We start from the raw sequence: 25,990 nt of genomic DNA, 5'->3' as shown, positions 1-25,990 counted from the left end.
CGACGGTGTGGGGGTGCCTGTCCCGGCCGGTTTGCCCGCTGCCGGATGCGGAGTTACGTCACCACCGTCAGTGGAAGCCGGACCGGCGGGGGCAGCGGCGGGATGGCCGGCTGGGTTCGCATGCCTTGGATCAGCAACGCGGCGAAGCGCCGGGAGGCGGCTACGGCGGCGGTGGGCGAGGTGGTCCGGATGCCACTGTTGGCCATGAGCACCATGATCAGGTCGTCCGGGACGAAGTCCGGGCGCAGTCCGCCCGCGGCCTTGGCCCGGCGGGCGAGTTCCGCGAACTTCCCCCATGCCTGCTCCCGGTTCGCGGCGAAGTCGATCGCGCGGGGGAAGGCCGAGACGAGCGCGGCGGTGAAGCCCCGGTCCTGTGCGTGCAGTTCGCACACCTTCTCGACCACCAGGCAGAAGCCGCGCCACGGGTCCGGATCGGCCAGCCCCTCGTCGACGAGGGAGGTGCACGCCCTCATCTGCTCGCCGAAAGCCTCGGTGACCAGCGCCTCCTTGGTCGGGAAGTGCCGGTACAGGGTCGCGGGCCCGACGTCCGCGCGCCGCGCGATCTCGCGCATCGCCACGTCCAGCCCCCGCTCGGCGAACGTCGTGCGGGCCACGGCGAGGATGCGCTCGCGGTTGTCCCGGGCGTCGGAGCGCAGGGAGTGAGGCAAACGGGTCGTCACCGCTCTCACTTTAGCCAAACGGACGGGGTGTTCCGTTAGCGTCCGACGCCATGAGAGCACTGACATTCGCCGAGTACGGCCCCACAAGTGTCCTGAAGGTCGCCGACGTACCGGAACCGCACCCGGGACCGGGCCGGATCCGGGTGGCCGTGCGCGCGTCGGGTGTCGCTCCCGCCGACTGCTCCCTCCGGTCGGGCCGGTTCCGCGACCTGATGCCGCTGCCTCTGCCCCACGTGCTCGGCATGGACGCCGCAGGTGTGGTCGACGAGGTCGGCCCGGGGGTCACCGGTGTCCGGCCGGGTGACGCGGTCTTCGGCATCGTCGATCTGGCCGTGCTCGGGGGTGCGAACGCCGAGTACGCCGTCCTGGCAGCCTGGGCGTTGAAGCCGGACGCGCTGAGCTGGGAGCAGGCCGGTGGCGCGGCCGGGAACGTCGAGACCGCCACGCGTACCCTCGACCGGCTGAAGGTCACCGCCGGCACGACCCTGCTGATCGAGGGGGCGGCCGGCGGGGTCGGCACGGTCGCCGTCCAGCTCGCGGTCGCCCGTGGCGCGACCGTCATCGGTACGGCCGGTGCCCGCAACCACGAGTTCGTCGCGGGGCTGGGGGCGATACCGACCACCTACGGGCCCGGGCTGGGCGAACGGGTCACCGCCCTGGCGCCGGACGGCATCGACGTCGTCCTGGACTGCGCCGGATCCGGCTCGCTGCCTGATCTGGTGAAGCTCGCCGGAAGCCCGGACCGGGTGGTGACCATCGCCGACCGGAACGCCGCGCAGTACGGGGTCCACCTGTCGGCCTCGGCGGGCCCCGAAGCGGACCCGCAGGCGCTCGAAGGCCTCGCCGTGGCTGCCGACCTCGCCCAGCAGGGCCGCTTGACCGTGCCGCTCGCGGCCGCCTTCAGCATCGAGAGCGCGGCCGCGGCACACCAGTTGAGCGAGACCGGCCACGCAAGAGGAAAGATCGTACTCACCCTGTAGCGCTGCCTCAGGCATGGTTCGCCCTGCCTCTGTCGGGAGAGGCCTGCCTGGTCCGGCGGCACAGGCTCGGCGATGGCCAGGCGGGAGGGAGGGAGGGAGGAGAGGCCGAGAGGTGGTGGTCGGCGGTTGGGAGGCGATGACGCGGTGGCGTTCGTGGGTGGTGGAGTCGGGCGAGGACGTCCAGCACGCGCGTGGTGACAGGCCCACGGCTGTCATGTCAACTCCGAAGGCCAGTAACCCCGTTGAGAGGCGAACGAGTATCCGACCGTCATGCGTGCCTACTTCGGTGACCGCGCCCTGACCCAGTGGTGGCGTCACCGGTCGCCGACGGGAGCGAGGTCCGCGTTACGACGTCGGGACCGGACCGGGGCCGGGGCCGGCGGGCAGGCGGCCCCGGCCCCGACCCCGGTCCGTGTAGGCCGTCTACGCCCCCAGCGCGCCGCTCTGCTCCGCCTTGCGGTGGCGTGCGGCGAGGCGGGAGCCGGACTCGCGGCGGGCGGCGCGGCGCAGGAGGGGTACGGCGAGGAGGAATCCGAGGACCGCCCAGGCGGTCAGGACCAGAGCGACCAGGGGCAGTTCCCAGGAGCCGGCCGGCTCGGCGGCGCGTGCCGAGTCCGGGAGCAGCGCCGAACGCAGGCCCTGCGCCATCCACTTGAGGGGGAAGACCGCGGCCACGTGCTGGACCGGCACGGGCAGCGAGGTGATCGGGAACGCCACCCCGGAGGTGAGCAGCAGCCCCATCGTCGGCAGCATGATCAACGCCAGTGCTTCGCGAGGGTTGGGCAGTATGGCGCCTATGGCCGCGCCGAGCGGGACGACGGCGAGCAGTCCGAGCGTGGTGACCCACAGCAGCGTCAGCCAGGCGCCCGGTCCGTGCGGCAACGGCCCGTCCACCAGCAGCGCCGCGGCCACCAGGAGCAGGGCCAGGGTGCCGACCGCCAAGGCGACGATCAGCAGGCACTTGGCGACGAGGTAGGCCGGTATCCCGCCGGGCGTGGCGCGCAGCCGCAGCAGGGTGCCTTCCTCCCGCTCGGTCACGAGGATCTGGGGGAGGCTGATCAGCCCGACCTGGAACAGCAGGTAGGCGGCGAACCCCGCCAGCACCAGATGGGTCATCGGGGTTCGGGTGCCGGGCACGTCGTCGCCGAGGTAGGCGGCGACGAGCAGCGCGACGACCACGTTGGTCAGATGGCCGGACATCTCCTTGCCGTTGCGCAGGAGGTGCCGCAGTTCGATTCCGCCGCGATGGAGCCCGGCACGCCAGCTGTTCGTCATGTGTGTCCCCCTCATGCGGCCTGTCCTTCCTCGTTCCCGTCCCCGTCCCCGTCCTCGTTCCCGTTCCCGTCCCCGTCCCCGTCCCCGTCCCCGTCCCCGTCCCCGTCCGTGCCGGCGGCGTCCCGGTGCACCATGTGGAGGTAGGTGTCCTCCAGCGTCGGTCGGCGGACTTCCAGGCCGGTGATCGGGCCGTCCGCGTGCTGGTGGAGTTCCCACACGAGTCGTGAGGGGTCCTCGGTGCGTTCGCGGCGGGGTGTCCCGTCGTCGGCGGTCCAGCGGACCTCGGCCTGGGCGGCGGCTCGCCGGGCCAGTTCGGCGGGCGTGCCACAGGCCCGGATCCGGCCGCCGACCAGCATGGCTATCCGGTCGGCGAGCCGCTCTGCCTCCACCAGGTCGTGCGTGGTGAGCAGGACGGTGACGCCCTCGTCGCGGGCCAGCCGTTCGACCAGGACATGGAAGTCGTGCCGCGCCTGCGGGTCGAAGCCGGTGGTCGGCTCGTCCAGGAAGAGGAGTTCGGGGCGGCCGACGATGCCGAGCGCGACGTCGAGGCGCCGGCGCTGGCCGCCGGACAGCCGGTCCACCCGTTGGCCGGCCTGGTCGGTGAGGCCGACCAGGGCCAGCAGGTCGGCCGGGTCGCGCGGGTCCGGGTAGTACATCGCGAAGTGCCTCAGCAACTCGCCGACCCGCCAGCGGCGGTGGTCGCGCCAGGACTGCAGGACGAGACCGATCCGGGCCCGCCACGCGTCGTCACCCCGCTCCGGGTCCACGCCGAGAACGCTCACTTCTCCGCCGGAACGCCGCCGGAAGCCCTCCAGGATCTCGACGGTGGTGGTCTTCCCGGCGCCGTTGGGCCCGAGCAGCGCGAAGACCTCGCCACGGTGGATGTCCAGGTCGACGCCGTGCAGGATGTCGACGGCGCCGTACGCCATCGTCACCTCGCGCGCGTGGACGACAGGCTGGGCGGAGGTGTGCTGCGGTGTCATCGTCCTGCCCCCGAGTGCTGCTGCCGCACGGGTTTGGGGTCGTCCGCCGCAGGGACAGCGGCCCTCTCGACGATCGCCCGGAGCGCCGCGACATGCCCCTCGAAAGCGGTGCGGCCGAGGTCCGTCAGCCGCACCCTGGTACGCCGCTTGCGGCCGCCGCCCTCTTTGTGGAGCTCCAGATATCCGGCCTCCTCCAGGGTGTGGAGCTGCTTGGAGAGCGCGGAGTCGCTGAGCGAGAGGCTGTCACGGACGAACGCGAAGTCCGCCCATTCCGTGGCGGCGAGCAGTGCGACCACCGACAGCCGGGTGGCGGGATGGATCAGTTCGTCGAAACCGGCGGGGGTGCTCATCGGCCCGCCCCCGCGCCCGCTGCTCCCGCATCCGCCGTGCCCGGGTCCGCCGTCTGCGCGCCGCGATCCCGTGCCGACCTGGCCGCCCAGCGACTCGTCGGCCCCACGAACAGCGCGAACACCGCCGCCGAGACGGTGGCCTGGAGCAGGCTGCCGGACATCGGCTCCAGGGAATCGAGCAGACGGCCGGTCAGCACGGTCGTCGTGCCGGTCACCACCGCCCCCGCGACGAAGGTGCCCACCATCCGCGGGGTGCAGCGGGTGTGGTGCAGACGCACCCGGCTGCGGCGGTTGTGGAGCACGCCCAGCACACCCAGCACCGCGACGTACGCCGCGACGGTCAGCCCCACACCCCACCCGGGCAGGTCCAGGCCCAGCACGGCCAGGAACAGCCACATCAGCGCGGCCGTGCCCCAGAGGACTCCCGAGCCGCCCACGGCGGACCGCTCGACCTCGTCGTACACCCGCTCCTGCGGCACCCGAATCCGCTGCAGATCCCGCCACGCCTGCTCGGCGTCCACCGACGTACTCACGGCCCACGTTCTCCCGTCCCCGGTTTTACTTTCCTGCAAGGAAAGTTATCTTTGACTTTCCTAATAGGCAAGTCAGCAGTTCTCCGGTGTGCGCACGGACAGGGACGCCCGTGTGTGCACTGACGGGTACGGCCGTGCGTATCGACGGGAACGGGAGGAGGGCTCATGCAGAAGGGCCTACTCATCGTCGACAACCTGTTGCCGCTGATGTTCGACGACGCGTCAGGGGCGATCGCGGGGGCCGACGCCCTCTTGCACCCTGGGCTGCGCGAGACCGTGCTGGAGAGGCTCGTCGCGCGGGTGCGCGTGGCGCTGGTGGACGGCACGTAGGCCGATGCCCGTACGACGGCGGCGATCGGCCTGTTCTCCGCGACCGCGACCGCCGTCACCAGCTGAGCGGGCGTCGTCGGTCCCGCAACGCTCCCGTGGGCTTGTCTGCTTGTACGGCGGCGGAGGGGCATCCCTCACCTGCAAGGGCTGTAGCCACAGCGGCGGGACCTTTGGCGCGGGTGGGGTGAGACGCTGTCGCCGTGATGGAACGGAAGACTTTCCAGACGCATGTGCGCCAGGCCGCCACCGGCATCCTGGAGCGAGTCCCCGAGTGGCTGAAGCGTGAGATATACGTCCTGGCCTTCAATGTCTGGCGCATCGATGCCGACAACCGTCACCCGTATGTGGACATCGGCTACAACACGGAGAGCCAGTACGAGGATGAGATGCGCCGGGACTCCGATCCCTGGGAGGCGCGCTGGAGTTATGCCTGCTGGATCCTTGAGGGCTTCGACAAGCTCGGCAACGTTCCTGAGGACCCGGTTGGGGCACCGCTCTTCGAAGAGGAGGCCAGGAACCTCGGCCTCTGGTACGACGGTGAGTTCGATCTCGGTCGGATGCTGGATGACGACGAGCTTCGCGCCAAGTCCGGCCTCCTCGAACTCCACTTCCACGACGCCGTGATCGACCTCGCCCGTTACCTCCACGCGAGCGGCACCATCGAGAGGATCTTCGGCCGCCCCCTGCCCGTGGTCGTGTTCGACATGGACTGCCCAGGCTGGGAGGAGGAGGCCACCAAAGCCGCCAACCCGGCCGAGCTGATCGAGGATTTCTCGGCGTGAATCCGGTCTCCGACACACATAGTCATGTCGGAGGCCGTGTTGCTTGATCATAGCCACGCAAGCCGAGGTCGACTTTGCCGACATCTGGGTCCGCCTGGCCGCTGAGGCCGTGCCATCTGTACGAGCTGCGGCTGTCGTGCTTCGGCAAGGTCGTTCACCGCGTCTGTCGCGTCTGCCGAATCTATGGCGCCGGCCAGGCTCACTCCCGGCTGCACGCCTCACTCTTCGCCGCCGACTGGGCCGATCTCGGCATGGCGTCGAGGCTGTTGGCGGCTCCGTGAACCCAGCACCTCTGCTCGCGGGTTGTGGGGACGATTCCCAGCAGCCGTCGGCCATGGCCACCGTTTTCTTGATGCCGTCCGCGCATGCCGATGACCACCAGGACGGCGGACTTGGCTTCGTCCAGGCGTATGCGCAGGTGGATGTCACCAACCCAGACGAAGACGCAGTCGGTGCCGGTGTCGGACCGATCACGCGCCCGGAAGGCGGCGTGGTCGGCTGGCACTGCGTGGTCAGCCGGGGTGACGGTGGCCGACGAGAACCCGGCGGGGGAGCCGCGGAATTGTTCCAGCGGGCACGAACTTTCCGGAGGACAGGCCGTGCAGGTAGACCCTGCTCCTGGGCCAACTCGGCAACACAGACGTTGACTTCTGCTTCCAGAGCGGCGGCCAGCATCCCCCTTTGCCCCTCCCGGACGATCTCATCCAGCAGAGAGCCGTCTCGCGTGGCACCGTCCTCGTTACCACGGTGAGCACAGGGCGTGCCTTCCCGACCGACGCTGCAACGTCGGCCTTGCTCGGTGACCCATCGATCGATCCCCCGGGCTGTGGGTGCCGTTCATGTCTGGGTCGTCGGTGGGCAGGCCGAGCAGTCGTGCCGTGCACGATCCGCTGGTAGGTGGAGCCTCGGCCGTGAGGATCAAACCGGCATCGGATATTCGGTGTTCTGCCCGTCACATGAGGACGCAGGATGGTGCGCATGACTTTGGCCACCCCCATACTGCGCACCGCTCGCCTGCGACTGCGCCCCTTCGCCGACGCCGACGCGGACCAGCTCTTCGCCCTGCACAGCAGCACTTACGTGATGCGCTACTGGGACTCCCCGCCGTGGAATGAACGGGCCCGCGCCGAACGCTTCATCAACATGTGCCGGGAGATGGCGGACGAAGGCACCGGGGCCCGGGTGGCCGTCGACCGCGCTTCTGACGGGGCCTTCGTCGGCTGGTGCGGTCTGACCGGATGGAACCCGGAGTACCGCAGCGCGTCGTTGGGCTACGTCCTCGACGAAGCGATGTGGGGACACGGCTACGCGACGGAGGCCGCGCACGCCTTGCTGCGGTGGGCATTCGACACACTGCCGCTGAATCGAGTGCAGGCCGAGACCGATACGCGCAACGTGGCATCTGCCAGGGTCCTGGAGAAGATCGGATTCATGCGTGAAGGGACGTTGCGGGAGGACTGCGTCGTGAACGGCGAAGTATCCGACTCGTGGGTGTTCGGGTTGATCAGACGGGAATGGCGGCCGGCGTCCGTGCGGACCCCAACCCGCGAAGAGCGGCGTCACTGACTTCGGCTCGTCAGGGTGAGTCTCCGTGAAGTCCCAGCCTGGCAAACCCCGCCGAGGGGGCCCTCCACCGGCTCGAGGCCCTCGTATGCAAACCGACTCAAACGCCCTAAGCGCCGGCCCGAACTCTCGACGGCTTCATAGCGGGCACTGGCCTGGCTCTCGACGAGCCGGCGTCACCCTGTCGAGCCGCAGTCGGCAAAGAACTTGTGGACGCGGGAGACGAACCATTCGGGTTGTGCCAGGTGCGGATAGTGCGTGCGGTTCGGTGTCTGCTCGGTCACGGCGCCGGGGATGCGGTCGGCGAGCCAGTCGGCGTAGTCACTACCGGGGTCCGTGCCATGTAAAGACAGGTACGGGAGACCATGCGGGAGCGTCGTGGTCCGTCGAGACCACGCCGCCAGGGTGTCGGCGTCCCAATCAAGCAACGGGGTCCAAAGACCGCTGAACACGTCCTGGTCGAGGGTGCGGCGGCGCTCGATGTCGGCCACGAGCGCAGGGTCCAACTCACCGTACAGCGAGGCGAAAACCGTACGAACGAAGTCCGCGAAGCCCTCTCCCCGCACAGCTATGGCTATCTCCGCGGGCAGCGGGCCGACCCGCAGCGACTGGTCGACGTTGACCACTCCACGGGTCGGATGACGAGCTGCGTAGGCAGTCGCGATCACCCCACCGAGGGAATGGCCGACGATGAACGGGGGCTGGCCCCCAGTCAGATCCTCGCCCAGCGACTCGATCAGATGGTGGATGTCCTCCACCGACTCGTCGATCCCGAACGGCGAGGTCCGAGGCGAGTCCCCGTGGCCGCGCAGGTCGACGCACAGCACGCGGAAGTGCTGCTGCAGGCGGACAGGGGCCCAGAAGCTTCGGTTCTCGGTGATGCCGTGGACTGCCACGAGTAGCGGTCCCGTGCCGGTGAGGTCGTGGGCGAGCTGATTGTGTTCCTGGCTCATGGGATGCTCCCGAAGTTGAATGAAGCGGATCTATGTATCGCTAAGATTTACTTCTATGCAATTGGACTTGAATCTGCTGACCGTGCTGGACGCCCTGCTCGAGGAGGGCAGCGTGATGGGCGCAGCCGAGCGGCTGCACCTGTCCTCGCCGGCGGTCAGCCGGACCCTCGGCCGACTTCGCGCCGTCACCGGGGACGACATCCTGGTGCGCACCGGCCACTCGATGGTTCCCACGCCGTACGCGGTGTCGGTTCGGGAGGACGTGCACCGGCTGGTCAGGCAGGCGCACGAAGTGCTCTCGCCGGTCCGTGAGTTGGACCTGGCAGAGCTGGAGCGCACCTTCACGATCCAGTGTCACGACGCGGTGGCCGCGTCACTGGTACCGGTACTGGTGGGGAGGATCCAGCAGCGGGCTTCCGGGGTGCAGTTGCGGGTGCTGGCGGAGAACTCCGTCGACACCGACGACCTTCGGCACGGCCGCGTCGATCTGGAACTCGGTGGCGGCAGGCCCGGTCTGCCCGAGTTCCGGTCCGAACCGCTCGGTGACGATCGGCTCGTCGTGGCGATGCGCGCGGACCACCCTTGTGCCGACGGACTCGACCTGGCCTCCTACGGGGCGCAGCCGCATGTGGTGATCTCCCGGCGTGGCCGCCTCACCGCGCCGATCGACGACGTGCTGGCCGCCGAGGGCCTGCGGCGCCGGGTGGTCGCGGCGGTGGCGACGGTGTCCACCGCCCTGCAGATCGCCGCCCGTGGCGATGCGCTGGTCACCTGCACGGCGATCCACAGCCGCCCGCTCATCGAGGCGTTCGGGCTGCTCGTCCGGCCGTTGCCCATCGAGTCACCGACGGCGACGATCAACTGCAACTGGCATCAGCGCTACGACTCCGATCCCGCCCACGCTTGGCTCCGCGAACAGGTCCGGGAGTCGCTCGAAGAGATCACCGCCTGCTGACCACTGCTCCTACTCCGCCAACGGCAGGGCCACGGCACCGGGAAAACCAGGAGCCTCGGCCTCGTCGAGCATCGCCGCGGCGACGGTCTCCCGGCTGACCTTCGCACCGAGGTCGAAAAGGGGCGCGGAATCCAGGCCGACCGTGCGCCGACGGGGGCTTTCCGGCCCGTCGGCGAGCATCCCGGCGTGGAAGACCGTGCCGCCGGCCGCGAGAACGGTGTTGTCGGCGTCGACCTTGTCCGCGAGCCGGTCGCCCAGCACCTTGGCGAGCACCCCCGCGCCTTCCCCCGCCACTTCGGCCGAGCTGCCCGTGCCGTAGGCGCCGAGCCAGATGACGCGCCGTGGGCCGGCGGCGAGGACGGCCCGGGCGCCGGTCAGGAGAATCCCTGCCCGATCCGTGCCGAGCGCGGAAAGGACTACGGAACCCTCGTCCACGACGGCGGCGATACTGGCCGCGTCGTTCACGTCGCCCGCCACTTTGCGCAGGCTCGGGGAGTCGCGCACGGCGATCCGCTCGGGATCACGCGCGATGGCGGTCACGGTGTGGCCACGTCGCAGCGCCTGTCGGGTGAGGGCGATTCCGGTCTGGCCGGAGGCCGCGAGGACGGTGAGGTTCATGCCGAGAACGTTAGGAAGTCCCTCACTCAACATCAAATGCAAGTATCTGACTTGATGAATTACTCAGACGCAATCGCTTCGGAGGTGAGGGGCGGAGTGTGCCCCACAGGCTCCCGCGCGGGAGCCTGTGCGGCATTCGGCATGTGCGGCGTGTCGGCGTGCGCTGCGATTCAAAATGCGTGTGCGTAAATCCCTCATTGCTCAAAGGGCATTTGAAGCGATCAGTGACTGTTCGTAGTGTCGAGACGTGCCTCCGGACGTGCCTCCGGGCGCACCCCGCTGATGAAGTAAGCCCTTGCCTACCGCATCGGTACTCACTGTCGAGCCGAGTCGAGCCGTCGGCGCCGGAATCGTCCTGTGGGCCAACGCACTACGGGAGTTCGACCACCTCGGCATCGGCCCCGCAATCCGCGACATTGGGCGCCGCGGGTTCGGCGGTGGCCGTCGGTACTGCATCCGTTAGACCTCGCAACCCCCGCAACCCTCGCAACCCTCGCAACCCCCGCAACCCCCGCAACCCTCGCAACCCTCGCAACCCCCGCAACCCTCGCAACCCCCGCAACCCCCGGGACCGCCGGTCGCCGACCGGCGACCCGCTCCCGCTTCCACGCCGTGATCATCGGCTCGACCAACGCCCCTTGCTCATCCGCCGAGTCGCTCGGATACGACTCTCGCTCCATGCAACGAAAGGTCGCTCTTTATGTTTTCTAGGTATTCCTCGACCGTCATAGCCTGACCCGCTGTGGCATTGAGGGGCACCGCACCACGTGCCGGACTTCCAGCAGGCAACGTTGCGCGACCGAAAACGGGTTGCGGCTGAAGATCGTGACGCGGATGCTTCCACCATGAAGATGCACGCCAACCAGCTGACGGTGTCACCTGAGACGGTGCGCATGTTGGTGGAGCGGCAGTTTCCTGAATGGCGGAGCCTGCCGGTCAGGGGCGTCGCGTCGCAGGGTACGGTCAACGCCATCTTCCGTATTGGCGATCGGTTCACAGCCCGATTCCCTCTGGAGTCCGCAGAGGTCGAGTCGACGCGGCGCTGGCTGGAGTCCGAAGCCGAAGCGGCTCGCGAGCTGGCGGGTCGCACTCGTTTCCCCACGCCCGAGCCGGTCGCGCTGGGTGAACCTGGGGCAGGGTACCCGCTTCCGTGGTCGGTGCAGACGTGGCTGCCTGGTGTCGTGGCCGCCCACGAGGACCCAGGCGAATCATCTGGATTCGCCCGTGACTTGGCCGATCTCATCGGCGATCTGCGCGCGATCGACACGCGGGGCCGCACGTTCGCCGGTACGGGTCGGGGAGGCGACCTGCTGTCCCATGACGCGTGGATGGAGACCTGTTTCAGACATAGTGAGCAACTCCTGGACGTCCCTCGGCTGCGCCGTATCTGGGCGACTTTGCGTGATCTGCCGCGAGGTGCGGCGAAGGACGCCATGGCTCATTGCGATCTGATTCCTGGCAACGTGATCGTGTCCGCCGGCAGGCTCGCGGGGATTCTCGACGTCGGCGGCTTCGGCCCGGCTGACCCTTCGCTGGATCTTGTGAGTGCGTGGCATCTGCTCGAGGCCGGGCCACGGCAGGTGCTCCGTGATCACCTGGGCAGCGACGACCTTGAATGGGAGCGGGGCAAGGCGTGGGCTTTCGTTCAAGCGATGGGGTTGGTCTGGTACTACGTCAAGAGCAACCCGCCCATGAGCCGGATGGGGCAACGGTCGTTGGAACGTATCCTGGCGGACAAACCGCTCGCCTGACGTGAAGCGACTGCTGGTCACGGGTGAGGAATCTCGACGATGTTCCCGCCGAAGGTGAGGCGGTCGAGGACGGTTCACCGACAGAGCGGCAAGCCCTCCTTGATACGCCGTTCGGAGCGAAGCGGGCCCGATGGCAGCGACCGGAGCGGCGGACTCTTCCCCCCTGCTGGCTGGTCTTCACCGACGTCGGGCTGGCCAACAGCGCTTTCCCTGGCACCGTAGCGAGGTACGAGGTACTGATATGCGCCGCACCCTTCCCACACCCCTGCTGACGGTGGCCCTGACCGGAGCTCCTCACTCGGCCCGGACACACCATGCACCGAAGCCGACGCGGACTCGCAGGTCTCCGTCGTGTGGCAGCCCGCCGACTTCGGCGGCCGGGACGCGGCGACGATCCGGCTGTGTGTGGACGGCGCCTGCGAGGAGCGGACAGCGGGCAGCCCCGGCGACCCGTTCGCCCCGCTGGCGGTCCGACTCCCTGACGACATCGGTGCGACCACCGTGCCTGTACGGCTCACCGTGACCGTGGTGAAAGGCGGCGACAAGGTCGTCGGGATGGGGCCTCAGACCAAGCTCAATCCAGAGTCTGATCGGACGGAGCCGTGAGAAGCGGGCTCATCGGCTGCGGAGGCTCTCTGGACGCCCGGGCGCCTGTAGTTGTGATCGGCACAGCGGGAGCCGCTTGCCTGTTGGGTGCGATAGTGCTGCTGCTGCGGCGCGTCTGCGGCGCGTCTGCGGCCAGTGGTCGGCGGGCCCGGGCACCGCCCCTCCTGGCCGTATTGGGCGACACACGAACCCAGACGATCCGTGCCCAGATGCCCCGAGGCTTGCTCCGGAAGCTGAGCTGTGGCTGACTGACAACGGCGGCAAGGGGGAGTGAGCATGGGTAACTGGGTCGTGATCGCGCAGTATTCCTACAGCGACGCGTACAGGACCGAGTTCATCTGCCGTGGGCAGGAGACGAAGGACCAGGCGCTGAAGGCGCTCCGTGCTGCTCTCCACACGTATGTGCCGAGCAAGAACATCATCGAGAAGCGGCGTCAGGTGTACCGCTTCGCCGACCAGGAGTCGTACCTGGTGGTGATCAAAGGCAAGCTGACGGAGTGGGAGTGCACCTTGCGCGTCATGGAGTTGGTCTCGGACTCGGCCGATCCGGCCGTGGCCGAGCGGGCGCGGATGGAGGACGGAGCGGAATACGTGGCTGACGGGCCGCAGGACCGGATCCCGCCCGGCTATTGAGCGGCGGGCCTAATTCCGCTTCGGCAGTCGCTGTGCGGAAGCCGCGGTCTCGTGTTGTGCCGGGTCAACTGAGGTGCTCAAGCGGCCAACCAGCACTGCGCCTCGCCAACTACGCCGACATCGCCGCGAAGATCGATGTAGCGGTCCTGCGGTCCTGGCAGCAACCAGGTCCGCAAGCGCCGTCGGCGCCAGGCCGCGCCACCACCGGCGGCATCACCGTGGAGCCCCGCGCCCGGTTCGGCCGCACCGCGCCCATCGGCTGTCGATGCCGGTGTGGTTCGTGGATTCTGTCCCCCCTCACATCGCGTGGACTCGACGAAGCGCAGATGGTGGCGGTGGTGGGTGGATGGGCGTGGTTGGCCATGCGGTGTCGTCGATGGCGAGCCATGGCGCGGCGGCTATTGCGGTGGGTGTCACCCCGGTGAACGCCTTGACTTCGCGGTTGAGGTGGGACTGGTCGGCGTAGCCGCTGGTGGCCGCTACCTGAGCGGTGGGGGTGCCGGCTGCGAGGAGGTGGGCGGCGTGGTCGAAGCGCACCAGCTGGGCGGCGCGTTTGGGGGTGAGGCCGGTCTGGGAGCGGAAGCGGGACCACAGGTGCTTACGGCTCCATCCCATCTCGTTCGCCAGGCTGTCGACCCGTACCTGTCCCCGGCTGGTGAGCATCCGCCGCCAGACGGCAGTGATGTGGGGATCGAGCGGTGGGCGGGTGTCCAGCCGTCGGCGGAGGACGTCCGCCGCGATCGTGAACCGTTCGTCCCACGACGTGGCGGCGCGCAGTCTGTCCTCGGTTCGTCCGGCGTCGCGACCCCAGACGTCTTGCAGGGAGACCACCGTCCCGACGAGGTCGGTCGCTGCGCCGAGCACCGAGGCCGCCACGACCGGCGACAGCCGAATCTGGAGGCACGGGCCTGCCTCGGCCGTCCGGCCGCTGATGCGGAGGTTGCCCGGGAGCAGCCCGACGGCCACGCTGCCGCGTTCGCGCCGGCCGTGGGCGTCGTAGGCGAGGCACCCGCCTTTGCTCAGGTCCATGAACAGGGTGACCGATGGGTGCGCGACCATGACGATGTCCACGAGCGCCGGGAGGCGTGGACCGAACCCGGCCATGCTGATCCCGGGCAGTCGTTGTGACTGACGCGGGATCGCGACCTCCATCGACGTCCAGTCAGGTGGTGACTCTGTGGCCCGCACCGCACCAGGGTAGCGATCGGTGTCAGCGGTCTGCAGCCGCGAAGTCGAGCAGCAGCTTGGCGGTCGTCTCCGGCGCTTCGAGCATGGGGAGGTGTCCGACGTCGGGCAGTTGCTCGACGCGCGCGTTCGGCACGGTGTCGTATTGGTGTGCCGAAGACGGATCCCAGCGGCGGTCGGCAGCACCGAAGATCACCAGGACCGGGACGTCGAGGTCGGTGAGGCGGTCGGGCACGCTCCGTTCGGTGATGTACGCGGTGTTTCGACGCAGTACTGTCCTCAACGTGCGATAGCCGATGCCCCGGACTTCGGCGACGAGGCTGTCCGGGACGTCCACCGGGCGGTTGCATACGGCGGTCACCCCCTTGCGGAGCATCGCGTCCGAGCGGATCGGCCACAGGAGCGGGCCCAGCGGCGGGGCGATCAGCATCCGTAGGAGAGCGGGCTGTGGGAGGAGCGCGTCGCAACTCGGGCCGCTGCTGATCAGCGCGAGCGAGCCAACCAGGTCAGGGCGCTGTTCGGCCAGCGCGGTGGCGATGTATCCACCGCTGGAGTGCCCGGCCACGGTGATCGTACGGAGCCCGAGCCCGTCGAGCACCGCGGCCAAGCGGCCCGCCTGCGCGGGCACGTCGTACGACGGCGCGGGCGGGGACTGGCCGTGACCCGGGAGGTCGACTCGGATGACGTGATGCTGTTCGGCGAGGGCCGGTACCACCGGGCTCCAGGAGCCGCCCGAGAATCCCGATCCATGGATGAGCACCAGCGGCGGCGCCTGCCGCGGGCCGTAGTGGACCACATGCATCCCGTGCGAGTGCGTGACGTCGTCATGTTTCATGCACGGGACGATGCCTGCGCTGTCCGCTGTCGGTCTTGTACGAATGTCGTCGCGAGGGAGACGCTCGCCGGACACCTCCGTCTCCACGGTGAGCGGGACTTCCACCACCGCAGTGGCAGCCTGGCGCCTTCGGTGACCTGATGCGTATCCCTCGGTGAGGCCCGGCAGTTCAGCGAGACCCCGAGGGTCTTGACGAAGCCGGTGCTCACGTCGTGCGTCCATTCCCCGCCGTGCTGCGCAGCCAGTCTCGCCTTGGGGATGAAGGTCTTGCTGAGGCCGCCGGCCAGGGCGACCGCGGTCAACAGTCCGGCGGCGATTCACAGAGTGAGGTTCATGGGGGGGCTCCCCGTCGTGTGTGGGGTGAACGCGGTGTCGCTGGAATGGGCGGCGGATCAGCCGGCGAAGGCGGGTGCGTTGTCGTGTGCCCAGTCGGCGAAGGTGCGCGCGGGCCGGCCCAGCAGGTCTTCCACGGTGCTGGTGGTGGGTCCTGGGCGGTGGGCGTAGTCGGCCAGGGAGCCGAGCAGGCGGTCGGGGACCTCCTCGGGCAGCCCTTGCGCGAGCATTCCTTGGCGTACGAGCTCCGGCGGGAGCTCCTGGAAGGACAGCGCCCGGCCGAGGGCGGCGCCGATGACACGCACCTTCTCGAACTGGTCCAGTGACTGCGGTCCGGTCAGCGTGTGGATCGACCCCGGGGGAAGGCCGCCGCACAGGGCGCGTACGGCGACCGCCGCGATGTCGGTTTCATGGATGGGCGAGGTGGTGGCCCGGCCGTACGCACCGCGCACCACGTCACCGGACCTGATCTGCGGCGCCCAGGCCAGGGCGTTGGCCGCGAAGTCGGCCAGGCGCAGGCTCGGCCCCACCGCCGAACGGCTTCATGTGTCCCAGGCCCGCGTCAGCCAGGCCGTCCGCAGACAAGAACGCGGCCTCGGCGTAGCCATGTTCGACCGCACCAGCCGACGCGTGGCCCTGGCCCCGGTCGGCCGACGCCTGCGTGAAGACCTTCAGCGGCCCTCGAGCTCCTCCACGCTGGACTCGCCCGCGCCCAAGCAGCCGGGCCGGGCGCCCCCCGGACCCTGCGGCTGGGCGTCTTCGGCCACGCCGGACACGAACTACGCCCCCTCGTCGACGCGTTCCGCACCCGCTACCCCGGCAGCGACATCGAGTTCCGCGAAATCAACGGCCACGACGCGTTCACCGCCCTGCGCACCGGAGAGCACGACGCGCACCGTGCTGTGGCTGTCCGTCGCCGAACCGGACCTCACCGTCGGCCCCACCGTGCTCACCGGAGGCCGCGTGCTGGCCGTGGCCGAGGACCATCCGCTCGCCGAACGCGGCACCGCGTCCCTGGAAGACCTCGCCGACAACCACGTCGTCGACCTCGGCGCGCACCACCGCTGACAGCCCCACCATCCGCGCACTGGCCCACACCGCCGCCGACCTCGGCCCGATCACACTGTGACAGCGACCGAGCCGAGGGGTTTCTCATCTCCTTGTCCAGTTCTCGACCGGCGCTGACGAGTTGGGCCGCCACGGACGACCGGACCAGGACGTCTCGTCGCGGTGTCTGATTGCCCGAGGGGCTCGCCGGTGAAGCCGTCCGGCCAGCGAAAGGCCGAATGGGAACCTACAGCCCGTCAGAGGGGGCGCCGTAGTAGTTCCTCTCGGGCAGGGCAGGGCAGGGCAGGGCATCGCGTCGGTGAGGGAGGCGATTTCGACGTGGCGCCGGGGCGGTCTTCGGGGGCCAGCGCGGGTCGCGCGGATCACGTACTGCGTCTGGCTCGGCGCGTACTGGTAATGCGGTGCCATGGACGGCCCGCGCCTGCGAGACCACCGCGACGGCCGGCGCTACCGGCTCAGCATGCGCCGGCCGCCGCGCGCCACCGGCATCGAGATGGCTCATCTCCCGACACCGGTCAGTGCAGGGCGGCGCGGCGATTCAGCTGCCGTCGAACGTCACCCGTACGGAGATCCGGCTGACCCGTCGCGTCGACAGCAACCGCGGTGGGTGGTCGCGAGCGTGTTATGTCGGTTCGACGGGAAGCCACAGCTCGCAGGTCGCGGTGCTGAAGTCGTCCGTGCGGTCGAGGATCGCGACGATGGAGGGGCCCGGACGCAGCCGCCACGGGTTGGAGGGGAACCACTCGGTGGCGGTGGCCGCCCAGGTCGTCTGCAGGGCCTGTGGATGCGGTCCGCTGGTACGGAAGACCGCCCACCTCCCGGCCGTCACCTCGATGGCGTCGAGCCCGTCCGGGACGGGCGTGTCCCGTGTGAGCGCGACTCCGTGCAGATAGGTCAGTTCGCTGCCCTCCCTGCCGTCGGGATCGAGGTCGTCGCTGACCTGCAGCAAGCCCTCGGGTTCGGTGTCGCCGAGGGCCTTGAGCCGCAGATGCTCCTCTTGTGGCAGTGCGGCGATGTGGTCCTGGATGTGCGGGTTGACGCCCTGGTGGATCAGCGGAACCCGGGTGGCGTGTCCGACCAGCCGGAATGCGGGGCGGTCGACGAGGCGGGTGTCCATGGGAATGCTCCCTTCGACGGTCAGGCGGAACCTGATCTGTGGTTGTGTACGCAAGGGGCCTCCGTCACGGCGCACATCGCCGGGGCCGGCACCGTGAACCGCCCTGAACGCGCGTCCGAACGCCTCGCTCGAGCCGTATCCGTGCCGGACGGCGATGCTCAGCAGATCGCCCTCGCCCCGGACGACGTCGGCGGCGGCCACGGTCATGCGCCGCCGCCGCACATACTCCGACAGCGGCATACCGGCCAGCGACGAGAACATCCGACGCAGGTGGTACTCGGTCGTGCCGAGCGCCCCGGCCAACCCGCCGACGTCGAGCTCCTCGGACAGGTGCTCCTCGACGAGATCGACGAGTTGGTTGAGTGCCGAGATCATGAGGCCTCCCTTTTCGACTCCAACCCTGGCAGCAGACGCCCCGGCCGGGCCCGATCGCTGCGATCCGATCCGATCTGGTCATGCACCTGGACTGGCACGGAGCGGACCGAGGGCGAAGGGGCCGACGATCTAATGGGCGGTAGCTGAGCTCGGTGAAGGACCTTCTCGATGTCGATCGCGCCGGTCCACACGCTCACCACCTCCCCGCTCCGCTCGGCACCCAGCTTGCGAACGGCGTTCCGTCCTGTCAGTGAGTACTTGCAGCGAGCCGGGCCTGGCCACCAGTTCGGGGCCTGGCCATCTGGTCAGCGCTGCGGGCCACACCGTGGCCTGCGCGGTGATGACAGGGGGACGCACCTTCAATCTGGATGCGTTCCTGGACGGTTTCGAGGAGGCGGCAGACCGGCTCGGGAGTCTGCGTGAGCGAGGTCTGCCCCTCGTGGTCGTTGTCGAGCGCGACCTCGACAGTTGGTTCTTCCCTACGGCCGGCATCAACGAGGTGCTCGATACGCTGCTGCACGGCGACGCGCCCAGGGAGCTGTACCAAGACCCGCACCAGGGCCCTTGGTCGCCCCGTGGCGACGAGCGGCCGGAGCGAAGGCTGGCGGACGCCCACCCCCACATCAGTGCGCTCGCGGTGGTGGTCCAGAACAGCCACGACGGCCCGTGGATTCAGGACCGGGGCGATCCCCCGCAGGCAAGCAGCCCGGCCAACGGCACCAGCCGGCGTCACCCTGGCGGAGAGGCTCCGATGACAGATCACTGAGAGGCGCGCGAGTACAGGGGCCACGGGTGTCCTTGCAGTGGGATGCGTCCGACAGCGAAGGGCGTCACGGCCAGGTCGTGCTCCGGGGTCCGACGGTTCCGGGCGTCTGGCGGGTGATGGCCGACCCAACGCCGTTCCACCGTTACTTCACGGTCATCGGCACGATCGCCGCACCGACGAGGGCGGGGCCGGGGCAAGCCGTCCGCGTCCCGCGCGTCGACTTCGTACGAAGGCCGCACAGGTGAGGGCAAGAAGTGCAAGAAGTGCGCCGTGCGCGTCAATGGTCACGTGTTGTGTCGGGTCTGGTCGAGCACGGTCGACCAGACCCGACACCTCGTTGGGGCAGCGGGCTCCACAGGATCAGGAGGCCGGTTGTCCTTTGAGCGGGTGGGTTGTCGCCCAGGGGCCGAGGGTGAACCCGTCGGCCTTCTTGCGGACTTCCACGGCGCCGGTGCCGCCGAAGTGTGCCGGGATGAGGAGCTCCCGTTGTTCGGCTGCCCGCGCGAGAATCCGGCGGCGGCTGGCCACCGCTTGTCGCGGGTCGAGGCAGGCGTTGCTGTTGCAGCAGGGATGGAGGATCTGTACCGGGCTGTGCAGTAGATCTCCCGCGAAGACCGCCCGGTCGCTCCCGGACGCGAGGCGCAGTACGGACGAACCGGGGGTGTGGCCGGGCGCGGACTCCAGGGTGAGGTGTTCGTCGATGTGGTGGGCCCCTTCCCACAGGACGGCCTGTCCGGCCCGGTGGACGGGCGCGATGCTGTCCTCGTAGATCAGGCGATCGACCTCCTGGCGGCCGTTTCCATAGGCGTTGTCCGGGCCGTAGTGGAAGTCGTCGGCGGCCGGAATGAGGTACTGGGCATGGGGAAACGTCGGTACCCATTGGCCGTCGGCGTCGACGGTGTTCCAGCCGACGTGATCGACGTGGAGGTGGGTGTTGACGACGACGTCGACATCCTCCGGGCGGACGCCGGCCTGCGCGAGAAGGCCGAGGAAGTCACCCTGCCGCCGGTGGAACGGAGCCATGCCCGGCCGCTCCCGCCCGTTGCCCACTGCGGTGTCGACCAGGACGGTCCGCCCAGCGCTGCGCAGCACCCACGTCTGCAGTGCCAGTACTGCCAGGTCGCCTTCCGGCTGCCAGTGGTCCGGCGCCAGCCAGTTCTCGTTGCTCTTCCACACCTCGGTGTCGACTCCCGGGAACATCCCTGAGGTGGGTGCGAAGGGCTCGTGCCACTCGACGATCCTGATGACCTCGACGTCCCCCAGCACCATGGTCTGCACACGCTCGTTCTCTTCAGCCATGAATCGACCTTAGGAAGGACTGTTGAGTGTCTCAATGCGCCTTCGTCTCACCCGAATACGAATCCAGCTCATCGACCAGACGGACGATACCCTGGGTGGGTGGACGTGGTGAGCGACGCGATCTCCGCCGTACGTCTTGGGCACCCCTCGTCCAACAGGGTTCGGGCGAGCGGGCGTTGGTGTGTGCGGCTGGACCCGTACGAGGGCGCGGGTTTCCACGTCGTGCTGAAGGGCGGCTGCGTACTGCTGCCCGACGGCGGTGATCCGGTCTCCCTCGGCGTGGGGGACGCGGTGTTGCTGCCTCACGGCACGGGCCATGTGATCGCCGATTCCTCGCAGGACGTGGCGGTCGCGGTCGAGCGGGCGGTGCCATTCGAGGGATGGAATGAGGCGGCGGCGCCGCAGGCCGGGTCGCCGTCTCGGGCCGGCGAGACGGAGATGCTCTGCGGCAAGTACCGGCTCGACTGCAGCCGTATCCACCCGCTCATGACCGAGCTGCCCGAGGTCGTCCACTTGCCCCACGAGGTGGGGCGCCACCTCGAACTCCGGGCCGCGATCGACCTGCTCGCCGGTGAGCTCGACGAGCGACAGCCCGGTTCCTGCGTCGCGCTGACGAGCCTGCTCGACCTCCTCCTCGTCTACATGATTCGCTCCTGGATGGCCGAAGCCACCAGCGGCGCCTGGCCACGCGTACTGGGCGACCCGGTGACGTCCGCGGCTTTGCGCGCGCTGCACGCGGACCCCGGCGCGCCGTGGAGCAACGACCGCCTGGCGGCGGAGGCTGGGGTCTCCCGTCCCACATTGGCGCGCCGGTTCACCACTCTGGTCGGGCGCCCTCCGATGGCGTACCTCACGTGGTGGCGCCTGATCCTTGCCGCCGCCCGGCTCCGTGACACCTCGGACACCCTCGCCGTCATCGCGGCCCGGGTCGGCTATGGCAGTCCGTATGCGCTCTCGCACGCCTTCGAAAGGGAGTTCGGCACGACACCGGGGCGGTACCGGGCCAAGGTCGCCGACCGGTCCACCGGCCCATCCGCCTCTCGCCACGAGCCCTCGACCGACGTGAAGCGACGTGCCCTCACGGACTCGGCCAGGCAATGACTGAGAACACCGGCGCAGGCCACGCAGCGGTGCATTCGTGCGGCGGTGTTGCGCTGCGTGCATGTGTGGGCGATGAGTTCGCGTAGGGGGAGGTGTTTGGGAGGGAGTGGTCGTCGGCGCCGGGTTCGGGGCCGACGGCCTTGGTGGGGGGCGGGGCATCGTGCGCCTTCAGGTATTCGACGCACCAACCAGTGATCCGCCAGCCGAGCGTTCGATCGGGCGGCGTCCAGGAACCGTCAGGGTCCTTCAGTGTGGCGAACCGCCCCGCGACCGGCCCAGCCCGTGATCCGACATTCACCTCCCACGTGATCAGCCCGGCCGCGCCAGCCCTCGCCACACCAACGTCAGAAGCCGGGCCCAGTCGTTTCTCGCTGCTGCCGACGTCGGAACAGTCCGTACACGGTCTGCCAGGGACTGCTCCCGCCCGCCAAGTCCCGCAAGGGAATCACCGGTCAGCGCCCGCCATCACGCACCGTCGAGCAGCCGCCGACGATTCAGCGACCTACGGATCACATCTGCGGCAAGCGGCAACGTGCCAGCACCGACCACTGCTCCCGTCAGCGAGCGCCGGTACGCCCCTGCCGCGCCTCGGTCGCGTCACGGAACGCGGCCAGCGCCGCCCGGCGGCGGCGAAGTTCCGAGATGTCGGCGTCGATCCGTTTCAGGTGGGCGGTCATCGTTTGCAGCACCTCTGGGCAGGGCTCGATGCCAGGGCCGTTCCCCGTGGCACACGGCAGCATCCCGCGGATGGCCTCGGTGGTCAGCCCAGCCGCCAGCATGCCCCGGATGCGTGCGACGACGTAGGGGGCGTCGGGCGCGTAGACGCGGTATCCGCTCCGGTCGCGTTCGGGGCGCAGCAGCCCCTGCTCTTCGTAGTACCGCAGCAGCCTGGCCGCCACCCCGGTCCGCCGTGACAGTTCGCCTATCAGCACCGACTCTCCTCACCACGCCTTGGACTTGACCTTCACACCGGTGTGATGGGTCAACGTACGAGGCATGAGCGATTCATTCCCCACCCTCGCCACCACCGTCACCGGAACCGGCCCGGGCCTGCTGCTCGCCCATGGCGCCACCGGCAGCATCGAGGGCAACTTCGCGCCGGTTCTGCGCACCCTCGCTGCCGCCCGTACCGTCGTCGCCCCGGACTACCCCGGGTCGGGTCAGACCCCGGTCGCCCATGCCCCATTGGACCTCGATGAGCTCACGGACTCGGTCGTCGATTCCGCCGTACGACGCGGAGTCGGGCGGTTCGCGGTGCTCGGCTTCTCGCTCGGCACGCTGGTGGCGGTGCGCGCTGCCGTACGCCATCCCGAGCGGGTGACCGCGCTCGTACTGACCGCCGGGTTCGCCCGACCCGACGACCATCTGCTGGGCCTCCTCCCTGACTGGCGGGCCGAGGTGCCTGCCGCACTCCACCCGCACATCGACTTGATCCCTTCCCTCGACACCACCGGTGACCTGGCCGAGGTCGCCGTCCCCACGCTGGTCGTCGCGACGACGGCTGACAGCATGGTCCCGCACGCCCATTCCCGTGCCTTGGCGGCCGGGATCCGGGGCGCGCGGTACACGGAGATCGACAGCGACCACGTGGTCATGGTCGAGCGACCGGAGGAGTGGCTGACACCGGTCCTCGGCTTTCTCGACTCCCTTTCCCCTGCGGACGAGAGGGAGGGAGCGGGGGAGTGAAGCCGTAGGTCGTCCTCCTAGCGGGTTGACGAGGCGACCGGGGAACGCAAGCGGTTTGCCTCGGCGATCCTGCCGCCGAAGTGCCGCAGATCCCCGAAGATCAGCGAGCCTGACCGGGGCCGACTACATCTACGTCTCGGCCGAGGGCATCCGTCTGCGCATCCGCCTGGCCTCCTTGGTCGAGGCCGGGCGATCGACATCGATGCCGCAGGCTCTCATCTCTCCTGGGACGGGCGGTCTGGGGCGCCACGCCGTCGCCAGCGGTGCAGAGCGGCCTGCAATTCCTGATGGATCCGCAGCGACATCGGCTTGCCCAGAGCCCAGCCGGTGACCTCGTCGGCGACGGTGTGCAGCTTGAGGTTGGAGTTCTGCGACACTTCGCGCAGCACGTTCCAGCCGTCGGCAGCCGGCACCCGGTGCACCGCGATGAGCACACCGATCGCCTGATCGATCGCGGCGTGTGAGTCGACCGCCTGGCGTAGCTGGGCGTTCTCCTCTTCCAGCCGTGCGGTCTTCGCACCGAGCCCCTGATCATCAGGGGCGGACCGTTCGTGTGGTGCATGCATGGCGATCCTCGGAATGCCGGAGACGGGGCGTTCGCACGTCTGCCCCGCTCGAACCGCACCAGACACCCGTACCAGACCCGTACCAGACCCGTACGCCTGCGTCCTCGCAGCCGATGCCGACGGCGTCCCTTCGCCGCCGCGGCGGCGAAGGGACCGCAGGGGCTGCTGTCCCAACCCATGCCCGGGTGGCCGCCCGGGCCTCTTCCACACTCGCCCGCTGCGGGTTGACGAACCGTGCACGCGCCGCCGTCTCCGACGCTCCCTGGCGCCGGAAGGGGACGGCTCGTCTACGCGGCCGGGGTGAGTTCGGCGCGGCCGAACAGCAGGGCGTAGCCGGTGGGCAGTTGGTGGAGGATGCGGGTGACGAGGTCGGGGCCTGCGTGGGCGGCGACGGCGGAGAAGACGGAGCCGGTGTCCCAGCGGGTGGTGGCCAGGGAGGCGCCGGAGCGGGCGGCGAGGTCCTTGACGAAGGCCCATCCGGTCAGCGGCTCTGTGTCGGGGATCTGTTCGGTGAGGACACGTGCGGCCTCCAGCGGCAGGCGGGCGGCCAGATCGACGCGTTCGTCGCCGGTGAGCTGGCGTCCCAGGCCCGAAAGGACCAGGCGGACGGCTTCATCGGCTCGCTCACGGGTGGGGTAGGCGCCTTCGTAGCGGACCTTCTCCAGCATCTGCTCGTACGCCGTCGAGTACGAGTACGAGTACGAGTACGAGTGCTGGTGCTCAAGCGGTGCGCGCACGTCGGTGATCACTGCGGTGCATGCCTTTCATGGGAGTCAGGGTGCCGGTGTGCGGCACCGAGGTAGGGGTCAGGTGGGCTGGGGGCGGCCGAAGAGGAGGTCGTAGCCGGCGGGGAGCTGGAGCAGGATCTGCCCCAGCATGTCCTCGCCGGCGGTGTCGGCGACCGTGGACAGCACGGCGCTGACGTCCCAGGTGGCGGTCTGCTCGGTGGCGCCCTCGATCCAGGCCGCGGTCGCCCGGACGAACCGCTCCGGCGGCAGGGGCTCGGCGCTCTGCAGCGGGTTGAGCAGGATCAGGGCGTAGTCCTCGGGCAGCCGTGCCGCGAGCTGCGCGCGGACTTCGCCGACGAGGTGCGCGCCGAGCAGGGCGAGCACCACACGGGCCGCGCGATCGGCTTCCTCCGGAGTGTCGTACTCACCGCGTTCCTTCACATGGTCGAGGAATGCTTCGCGTCGCAGAGTCATCTCGGCCGCCACCCCTCATTGTTGCTTCGGACTGCCCACGGGGGTGCGGAGGGCGGGGCGAGGGGGACCGGGTGCCCGTCCTCCGCACCTGTCCGGCCGGTGTCAGCCGGAGATCTCCTTGTGGCCGGATCCGACGCCGATGGAGACCTTGCGGGGCTTGGCGCGCTCGGCGATCGGGATCCGCAGCGTGAGCACGCCTGCGTCGTAGTCGGCCTTGATGTGCTCGGTGTCGAGGGTGTCGGCGAGCACGATCTGGCGGGAGAACACGCCCAGCGGCCGCTCGGACAGTTCCATCTGCACGTCGTCGGCCTTCGCCACCGGCCGCCGCTCGGCCTTGACGGTGAGCATGTTGCGTTCGACGTCGATGTCGATCGCGTCCGCGGTGACGCCGGGAAGGTCGAAGGCGACCACGTACTCGTCGCCCTCGCGGTAGGCGTCCATCGGCATCGCCGACGGCTTCGACCAGGTACCCGGGCCCATCAGCTGCTGCGCCAGCCGGTCCAGCTCACGGAAGGGGTCAGTGCGCATCAACATCGTGAAAACACCTCCAGCAGGTTCAGGCAGTTACTGCCAATGCGCCTCACTGACACCGTTGTAACATGTCATCCAATGGATGACAAACACGATGTCGTCAGCATGATGACGACGCGAGGGAGGTGCCCGTGACCCCGGCCGACCAGCCGTCCCCGGCCAGCGCCGACACCCACGGCCCGGCGTCGTTCCTCGCCGCCGTGGCGGCCCTTCACGCCATGGACGACGCCCTGCGCGCCGCCCGGCACGACGCCCCGAACGCTCCCGACACCGGGCCGGGCCCGGAGCAGGCACTGGCCTCGCTGATGCTGTTGCGGCAGCTTCGCGAGCAGCTCGCCGGATGGGAGACCGGCCTGATCGAAACCGCCCGCGACGCGGGAGCCAGCTGGGCCGACCTCGCCCGCCCCCTCGGCGTCGCCAGCCGCCAGGCCGCCGAGCGCCGCTATCTGCGCGGCCGCCCCGGCCCGGCCGGTACCACCGGCGAACAGCGCGTGACGGCCACCCGCCAGGCCCGGGCCGCCGAACGGAGCACCGCCACCCGGGCCCGCCGCAACGCCGCCGACCTGCGCCGCCTCGCCGGCCAGATCACCGCCCTCACCGACCTTCCCCCCGCCGCCCGTCGCCCTGTGGGCGAGCTCCACGCGGCCCTCGCCAACGACGACCCCGCCGACCTCATCGCCCCCCTGACCGCCACCCGACCCCACCTGGCCGCCTCCCACCCCGACCTCGCCGCCCGGCTCGACACCTTCACCACCCCGTAGTACGAGTCCGCGATCCAGCCGCCCGCCGGCGACGCCGGCGACGGGCAGGTGCAGCCCGGCTTGCGGCCGCACGTGTCCGTCTCGCCCGCGGCCGGTCCGACGGGGCGGCCGGGGTTTGTGCGGTGGGCGCGTAGCAGCCAGCCCTTGCCCTGCCTTGCGTTGGGGCACTCCAG

General features: G+C 69.6%; 31 protein-coding genes and 2 pseudogenes. 15 read left to right on the top strand and 18 right to left on the bottom strand.

The window, feature by feature from the left end:
- Positions 1-53: 53 nt before the first annotated feature.
- Entirely contained in the window at positions 54-680 is a 627-nt protein-coding gene (locus ABT147_RS29220) for a TetR/AcrR family transcriptional regulator (protein WP_351411493.1), read from the bottom strand.
- A 50-nt stretch (positions 681-730) separates the two neighbouring features.
- Here ABT147_RS29220 and ABT147_RS29215 point away from each other — a divergent pair, with 50 nt between their 5' ends.
- Complete coding sequence (locus ABT147_RS29215) at positions 731-1,660, top strand: NADP-dependent oxidoreductase (protein WP_351411491.1); 930 nt, start codon at positions 731-733, stop codon at positions 1,658-1,660.
- Positions 1,661-2,083: 423 nt separating this feature from the next.
- On the opposite strand, the gene ABT147_RS29210 is transcribed toward ABT147_RS29215, so the two are convergent.
- From ABT147_RS29210 to ABT147_RS29195, 4 genes are read right to left on the bottom strand one after another with little or no spacing between them, the layout of a single operon-like run.
- Positions 2,084-2,935 carry an ABC transporter permease gene (locus ABT147_RS29210; RefSeq protein WP_351411489.1) on the bottom strand — a complete coding sequence of 284 codons (852 nt, stop codon included), beginning with the start codon at positions 2,933-2,935 and terminating at the stop codon, positions 2,084-2,086.
- An 11-nt stretch (positions 2,936-2,946) separates the two neighbouring features.
- Positions 2,947-3,918 carry an ABC transporter ATP-binding protein gene (locus ABT147_RS29205; protein ID WP_351411487.1) on the bottom strand — a complete coding sequence of 324 codons (972 nt, stop codon included), beginning with the start codon at positions 3,916-3,918 and terminating at the stop codon, positions 2,947-2,949.
- Complete coding sequence (locus tag ABT147_RS29200; RefSeq protein ID WP_351411485.1) at positions 3,915-4,268, bottom strand: transcriptional regulator; 354 nt, start codon at positions 4,266-4,268, stop codon at positions 3,915-3,917. Before ABT147_RS29200 ends, ABT147_RS29205 begins: the two co-directional genes overlap by 4 nt.
- On the bottom strand, positions 4,265-4,801 hold the full coding sequence (locus ABT147_RS29195; protein ID WP_351411483.1) for a hypothetical protein: 537 nt from the start codon (positions 4,799-4,801) through the stop codon (positions 4,265-4,267). The genes ABT147_RS29200 and ABT147_RS29195 overlap by 4 nt, the downstream gene beginning before the upstream one ends.
- Positions 4,802-4,966: 165 nt before the next feature.
- Here ABT147_RS29195 and ABT147_RS29190 point away from each other — a divergent pair, with 165 nt between their 5' ends.
- Entirely contained in the window at positions 4,967-5,131 is a 165-nt protein-coding gene (locus ABT147_RS29190; RefSeq protein ID WP_351411481.1) for a hypothetical protein, read from the top strand.
- A gap of 203 nt (positions 5,132-5,334) precedes the next feature.
- Complete coding sequence (locus ABT147_RS29185) at positions 5,335-5,913, top strand: hypothetical protein (RefSeq protein ID WP_351411479.1); 579 nt, start codon at positions 5,335-5,337, stop codon at positions 5,911-5,913.
- A gap of 199 nt (positions 5,914-6,112) precedes the next feature.
- On the opposite strand, the gene ABT147_RS29180 is transcribed toward ABT147_RS29185, so the two are convergent.
- Entirely contained in the window at positions 6,113-6,418 is a 306-nt protein-coding gene (locus ABT147_RS29180) for a hypothetical protein (RefSeq protein WP_351411477.1), read from the bottom strand.
- Between the two features lie 473 nt (positions 6,419-6,891).
- Between ABT147_RS29180 and ABT147_RS29175 the strand changes: the two genes are divergently transcribed.
- Entirely contained in the window at positions 6,892-7,479 is a 588-nt protein-coding gene (locus tag ABT147_RS29175; RefSeq protein ID WP_351411475.1) for a GNAT family N-acetyltransferase, read from the top strand.
- Positions 7,480-7,652: 173 nt separating this feature from the next.
- On the opposite strand, the gene ABT147_RS29170 is transcribed toward ABT147_RS29175, so the two are convergent.
- Positions 7,653-8,429, bottom strand: coding sequence for an alpha/beta fold hydrolase (locus tag ABT147_RS29170; protein WP_351411473.1), 777 nt, complete (start codon positions 8,427-8,429; stop codon positions 7,653-7,655).
- Positions 8,430-8,484: 55 nt separating this feature from the next.
- On the opposite strand from ABT147_RS29170, the gene ABT147_RS29165 reads away from it, so the two are divergent.
- The gene (locus ABT147_RS29165; protein WP_351411471.1) at positions 8,485-9,384 is read left to right on the top strand and encodes a LysR family transcriptional regulator; all 900 of its coding nucleotides are present in this window, start codon (positions 8,485-8,487) and stop codon (positions 9,382-9,384) included.
- A gap of 9 nt (positions 9,385-9,393) precedes the next feature.
- Here ABT147_RS29165 and ABT147_RS29160 read toward each other — a convergent pair whose 3' ends face one another.
- Entirely contained in the window at positions 9,394-10,002 is a 609-nt protein-coding gene (locus ABT147_RS29160; RefSeq protein ID WP_351411469.1) for an NAD(P)-dependent oxidoreductase, read from the bottom strand.
- Positions 10,003-10,847: 845 nt separating this feature from the next.
- Between ABT147_RS29160 and ABT147_RS29155 the strand changes: the two genes are divergently transcribed.
- The 4 genes and pseudogenes from ABT147_RS29155 to ABT147_RS47440 all read left to right on the top strand — a co-directional run.
- Positions 10,848-11,753, top strand: a complete 906-nt coding sequence (locus ABT147_RS29155) for an aminoglycoside phosphotransferase family protein (protein WP_351411545.1) — start codon at positions 10,848-10,850, stop codon at positions 11,751-11,753.
- A gap of 351 nt (positions 11,754-12,104) precedes the next feature.
- Positions 12,105-12,359, top strand: coding sequence for a hypothetical protein (locus ABT147_RS29150; RefSeq protein ID WP_351411467.1), 255 nt, complete (start codon positions 12,105-12,107; stop codon positions 12,357-12,359).
- A gap of 276 nt (positions 12,360-12,635) precedes the next feature.
- On the top strand, positions 12,636-12,992 hold the full coding sequence (locus tag ABT147_RS29145) for a hypothetical protein (RefSeq protein WP_351411465.1): 357 nt from the start codon (positions 12,636-12,638) through the stop codon (positions 12,990-12,992).
- 116 nt (positions 12,993-13,108) lie between these two features.
- A pseudogene (locus tag ABT147_RS47440) lies at positions 13,109-13,252 on the top strand (telomere-protecting terminal protein Tpg); the annotation flags it as partial.
- A gap of 37 nt (positions 13,253-13,289) precedes the next feature.
- Here the strand turns inward: ABT147_RS47440 and ABT147_RS29140 are convergent.
- From ABT147_RS29140 to ABT147_RS29130, 3 genes are all read right to left on the bottom strand, one after another.
- Positions 13,290-14,180, bottom strand: a complete 891-nt coding sequence (locus ABT147_RS29140) for a helix-turn-helix domain-containing protein (RefSeq protein ID WP_502983181.1) — start codon at positions 14,178-14,180, stop codon at positions 13,290-13,292.
- A gap of 22 nt (positions 14,181-14,202) precedes the next feature.
- Positions 14,203-15,012, bottom strand: coding sequence for an alpha/beta fold hydrolase (locus ABT147_RS29135; RefSeq protein ID WP_351411463.1), 810 nt, complete (start codon positions 15,010-15,012; stop codon positions 14,203-14,205).
- A gap of 392 nt (positions 15,013-15,404) precedes the next feature.
- Entirely contained in the window at positions 15,405-15,875 is a 471-nt protein-coding gene (locus ABT147_RS29130) for a Rossmann-fold NAD(P)-binding domain-containing protein (protein WP_351411461.1), read from the bottom strand.
- A gap of 16 nt (positions 15,876-15,891) precedes the next feature.
- Here ABT147_RS29130 and ABT147_RS29125 point away from each other — a divergent pair.
- Together ABT147_RS29125 and ABT147_RS29120 are read left to right on the top strand one after the other, a co-directional pair.
- Positions 15,892-15,939: pseudogene (locus tag ABT147_RS29125) on the top strand (hypothetical protein); the annotation flags it as partial.
- 303 nt (positions 15,940-16,242) lie between these two features.
- Positions 16,243-16,413, top strand: coding sequence for a hypothetical protein (locus ABT147_RS29120; RefSeq protein ID WP_351411553.1), 171 nt, complete (start codon positions 16,243-16,245; stop codon positions 16,411-16,413).
- A gap of 622 nt (positions 16,414-17,035) precedes the next feature.
- On the opposite strand, the gene ABT147_RS29115 is transcribed toward ABT147_RS29120, so the two are convergent.
- Complete coding sequence (locus ABT147_RS29115) at positions 17,036-17,905, bottom strand: AraC family transcriptional regulator (RefSeq protein ID WP_351411459.1); 870 nt, start codon at positions 17,903-17,905, stop codon at positions 17,036-17,038.
- Positions 17,906-18,155: 250 nt separating this feature from the next.
- Here ABT147_RS29115 and ABT147_RS29110 point away from each other — a divergent pair, with 250 nt between their 5' ends.
- On the top strand, positions 18,156-18,671 hold the full coding sequence (locus tag ABT147_RS29110) for a hypothetical protein (protein ID WP_351411457.1): 516 nt from the start codon (positions 18,156-18,158) through the stop codon (positions 18,669-18,671).
- A 360-nt stretch (positions 18,672-19,031) separates the two neighbouring features.
- Here ABT147_RS29110 and ABT147_RS29105 read toward each other — a convergent pair whose 3' ends face one another.
- Entirely contained in the window at positions 19,032-19,970 is a 939-nt protein-coding gene (locus tag ABT147_RS29105) for an MBL fold metallo-hydrolase (protein WP_351411455.1), read from the bottom strand.
- 99 nt (positions 19,971-20,069) lie between these two features.
- On the opposite strand from ABT147_RS29105, the gene ABT147_RS29100 reads away from it, so the two are divergent.
- Positions 20,070-21,071, top strand: a complete 1,002-nt coding sequence (locus ABT147_RS29100) for an AraC family transcriptional regulator (protein ID WP_351411453.1) — start codon at positions 20,070-20,072, stop codon at positions 21,069-21,071.
- A 557-nt stretch (positions 21,072-21,628) separates the two neighbouring features.
- Here ABT147_RS29100 and ABT147_RS29095 read toward each other — a convergent pair.
- A complete protein-coding gene (locus tag ABT147_RS29095) occupies positions 21,629-22,003 on the bottom strand; it encodes a MerR family transcriptional regulator (RefSeq protein ID WP_351411451.1) in 375 nt (124 codons plus the stop codon).
- Positions 22,004-22,067: 64 nt separating this feature from the next.
- On the opposite strand from ABT147_RS29095, the gene ABT147_RS29090 reads away from it, so the two are divergent.
- Entirely contained in the window at positions 22,068-22,757 is a 690-nt protein-coding gene (locus tag ABT147_RS29090) for an alpha/beta fold hydrolase (RefSeq protein WP_351411449.1), read from the top strand.
- 215 nt (positions 22,758-22,972) lie between these two features.
- On the opposite strand, the gene ABT147_RS29085 is transcribed toward ABT147_RS29090, so the two are convergent.
- From ABT147_RS29085 to ABT147_RS29070, 4 genes are all read right to left on the bottom strand, one after another.
- Positions 22,973-23,323 carry an ANTAR domain-containing protein gene (locus ABT147_RS29085; RefSeq protein WP_351411447.1) on the bottom strand — a complete coding sequence of 117 codons (351 nt, stop codon included), beginning with the start codon at positions 23,321-23,323 and terminating at the stop codon, positions 22,973-22,975.
- A 287-nt stretch (positions 23,324-23,610) separates the two neighbouring features.
- A complete protein-coding gene (locus ABT147_RS29080) occupies positions 23,611-24,072 on the bottom strand; it encodes a DUF2267 domain-containing protein (RefSeq protein ID WP_351411445.1) in 462 nt (153 codons plus the stop codon).
- Between the two features lie 57 nt (positions 24,073-24,129).
- Positions 24,130-24,525: a DUF2267 domain-containing protein gene (locus tag ABT147_RS29075; protein ID WP_351411443.1), complete on the bottom strand. Its 396-nt coding sequence runs from the start codon at positions 24,523-24,525 to the stop codon at positions 24,130-24,132.
- Positions 24,526-24,627: 102 nt separating this feature from the next.
- Positions 24,628-25,059 (bottom strand): Hsp20/alpha crystallin family protein, encoded by a 432-nt coding sequence (locus ABT147_RS29070; protein WP_351411441.1) that lies wholly within the window; start codon positions 25,057-25,059, stop codon positions 24,628-24,630.
- Between the two features lie 128 nt (positions 25,060-25,187).
- Between ABT147_RS29070 and ABT147_RS29065 the strand changes: the two genes are divergently transcribed.
- Positions 25,188-25,817, top strand: coding sequence for a type III effector protein (locus tag ABT147_RS29065; RefSeq protein WP_351411439.1), 630 nt, complete (start codon positions 25,188-25,190; stop codon positions 25,815-25,817).
- Positions 25,818-25,990 lie beyond the last annotated feature (173 nt).

Origin of the sequence: Streptomyces sp. NPDC001868, from assembly GCF_040297125.1 — a bacterium.
Classification (GTDB): Bacteria; Actinomycetota; Actinomycetes; order Streptomycetales; family Streptomycetaceae; genus Streptomyces.
This window is presented reverse-complemented; position numbering and strand designations above follow the sequence as displayed.

Bases quoted from the DNA above. Each gene is read 5' to 3' on its own strand.
- ABT147_RS29215 (WP_351411491.1), top strand. From the start codon at position 731: ATGAGAGCACTGACATTCGCCGAGTACGGCCCCACAAGTGTCCTGAAG.
- ABT147_RS29135 (WP_351411463.1), bottom strand. From the start codon at position 15,012: ATGAAACATGACGACGTCACGCACTCGCACGGGATGCATGTGGTCCAC.
- ABT147_RS29145 (WP_351411465.1), top strand. From the start codon at position 12,636: ATGGGTAACTGGGTCGTGATCGCGCAGTATTCCTACAGCGACGCGTAC.
- ABT147_RS29160 (WP_351411469.1), bottom strand. From the start codon at position 10,002: ATGAACCTCACCGTCCTCGCGGCCTCCGGCCAGACCGGAATCGCCCTC.
- ABT147_RS29185 (WP_351411479.1), top strand. From the start codon at position 5,335: ATGGAACGGAAGACTTTCCAGACGCATGTGCGCCAGGCCGCCACCGGC.
- ABT147_RS29115 (WP_351411459.1), bottom strand. From the start codon at position 17,905: ATGATCTCGGCACTCAACCAACTCGTCGATCTCGTCGAGGAGCACCTG.
- ABT147_RS29070 (WP_351411441.1), bottom strand. From the start codon at position 25,059: ATGTTGATGCGCACTGACCCCTTCCGTGAGCTGGACCGGCTGGCGCAG.
- ABT147_RS29075 (WP_351411443.1), bottom strand. From the start codon at position 24,525: ATGACTCTGCGACGCGAAGCATTCCTCGACCATGTGAAGGAACGCGGT.
- ABT147_RS29170 (WP_351411473.1), bottom strand. From the start codon at position 8,429: ATGAGCCAGGAACACAATCAGCTCGCCCACGACCTCACCGGCACGGGA.
- ABT147_RS29155 (WP_351411545.1), top strand. From the start codon at position 10,848: ATGAAGATGCACGCCAACCAGCTGACGGTGTCACCTGAGACGGTGCGC.
- ABT147_RS29200 (WP_351411485.1), bottom strand. From the start codon at position 4,268: ATGAGCACCCCCGCCGGTTTCGACGAACTGATCCATCCCGCCACCCGG.
- ABT147_RS29085 (WP_351411447.1), bottom strand. From the start codon at position 23,323: ATGCATGCACCACACGAACGGTCCGCCCCTGATGATCAGGGGCTCGGT.
- ABT147_RS29190 (WP_351411481.1), top strand. From the start codon at position 4,967: ATGCAGAAGGGCCTACTCATCGTCGACAACCTGTTGCCGCTGATGTTC.
- ABT147_RS29105 (WP_351411455.1), bottom strand. From the start codon at position 19,970: ATGGCTGAAGAGAACGAGCGTGTGCAGACCATGGTGCTGGGGGACGTC.
- ABT147_RS29165 (WP_351411471.1), top strand. From the start codon at position 8,485: ATGCAATTGGACTTGAATCTGCTGACCGTGCTGGACGCCCTGCTCGAG.
- ABT147_RS29210 (WP_351411489.1), bottom strand. From the start codon at position 2,935: ATGACGAACAGCTGGCGTGCCGGGCTCCATCGCGGCGGAATCGAACTG.
- ABT147_RS29205 (WP_351411487.1), bottom strand. From the start codon at position 3,918: ATGACACCGCAGCACACCTCCGCCCAGCCTGTCGTCCACGCGCGCGAG.
- ABT147_RS29175 (WP_351411475.1), top strand. From the start codon at position 6,892: ATGACTTTGGCCACCCCCATACTGCGCACCGCTCGCCTGCGACTGCGC.
- ABT147_RS29090 (WP_351411449.1), top strand. From the start codon at position 22,068: ATGAGCGATTCATTCCCCACCCTCGCCACCACCGTCACCGGAACCGGC.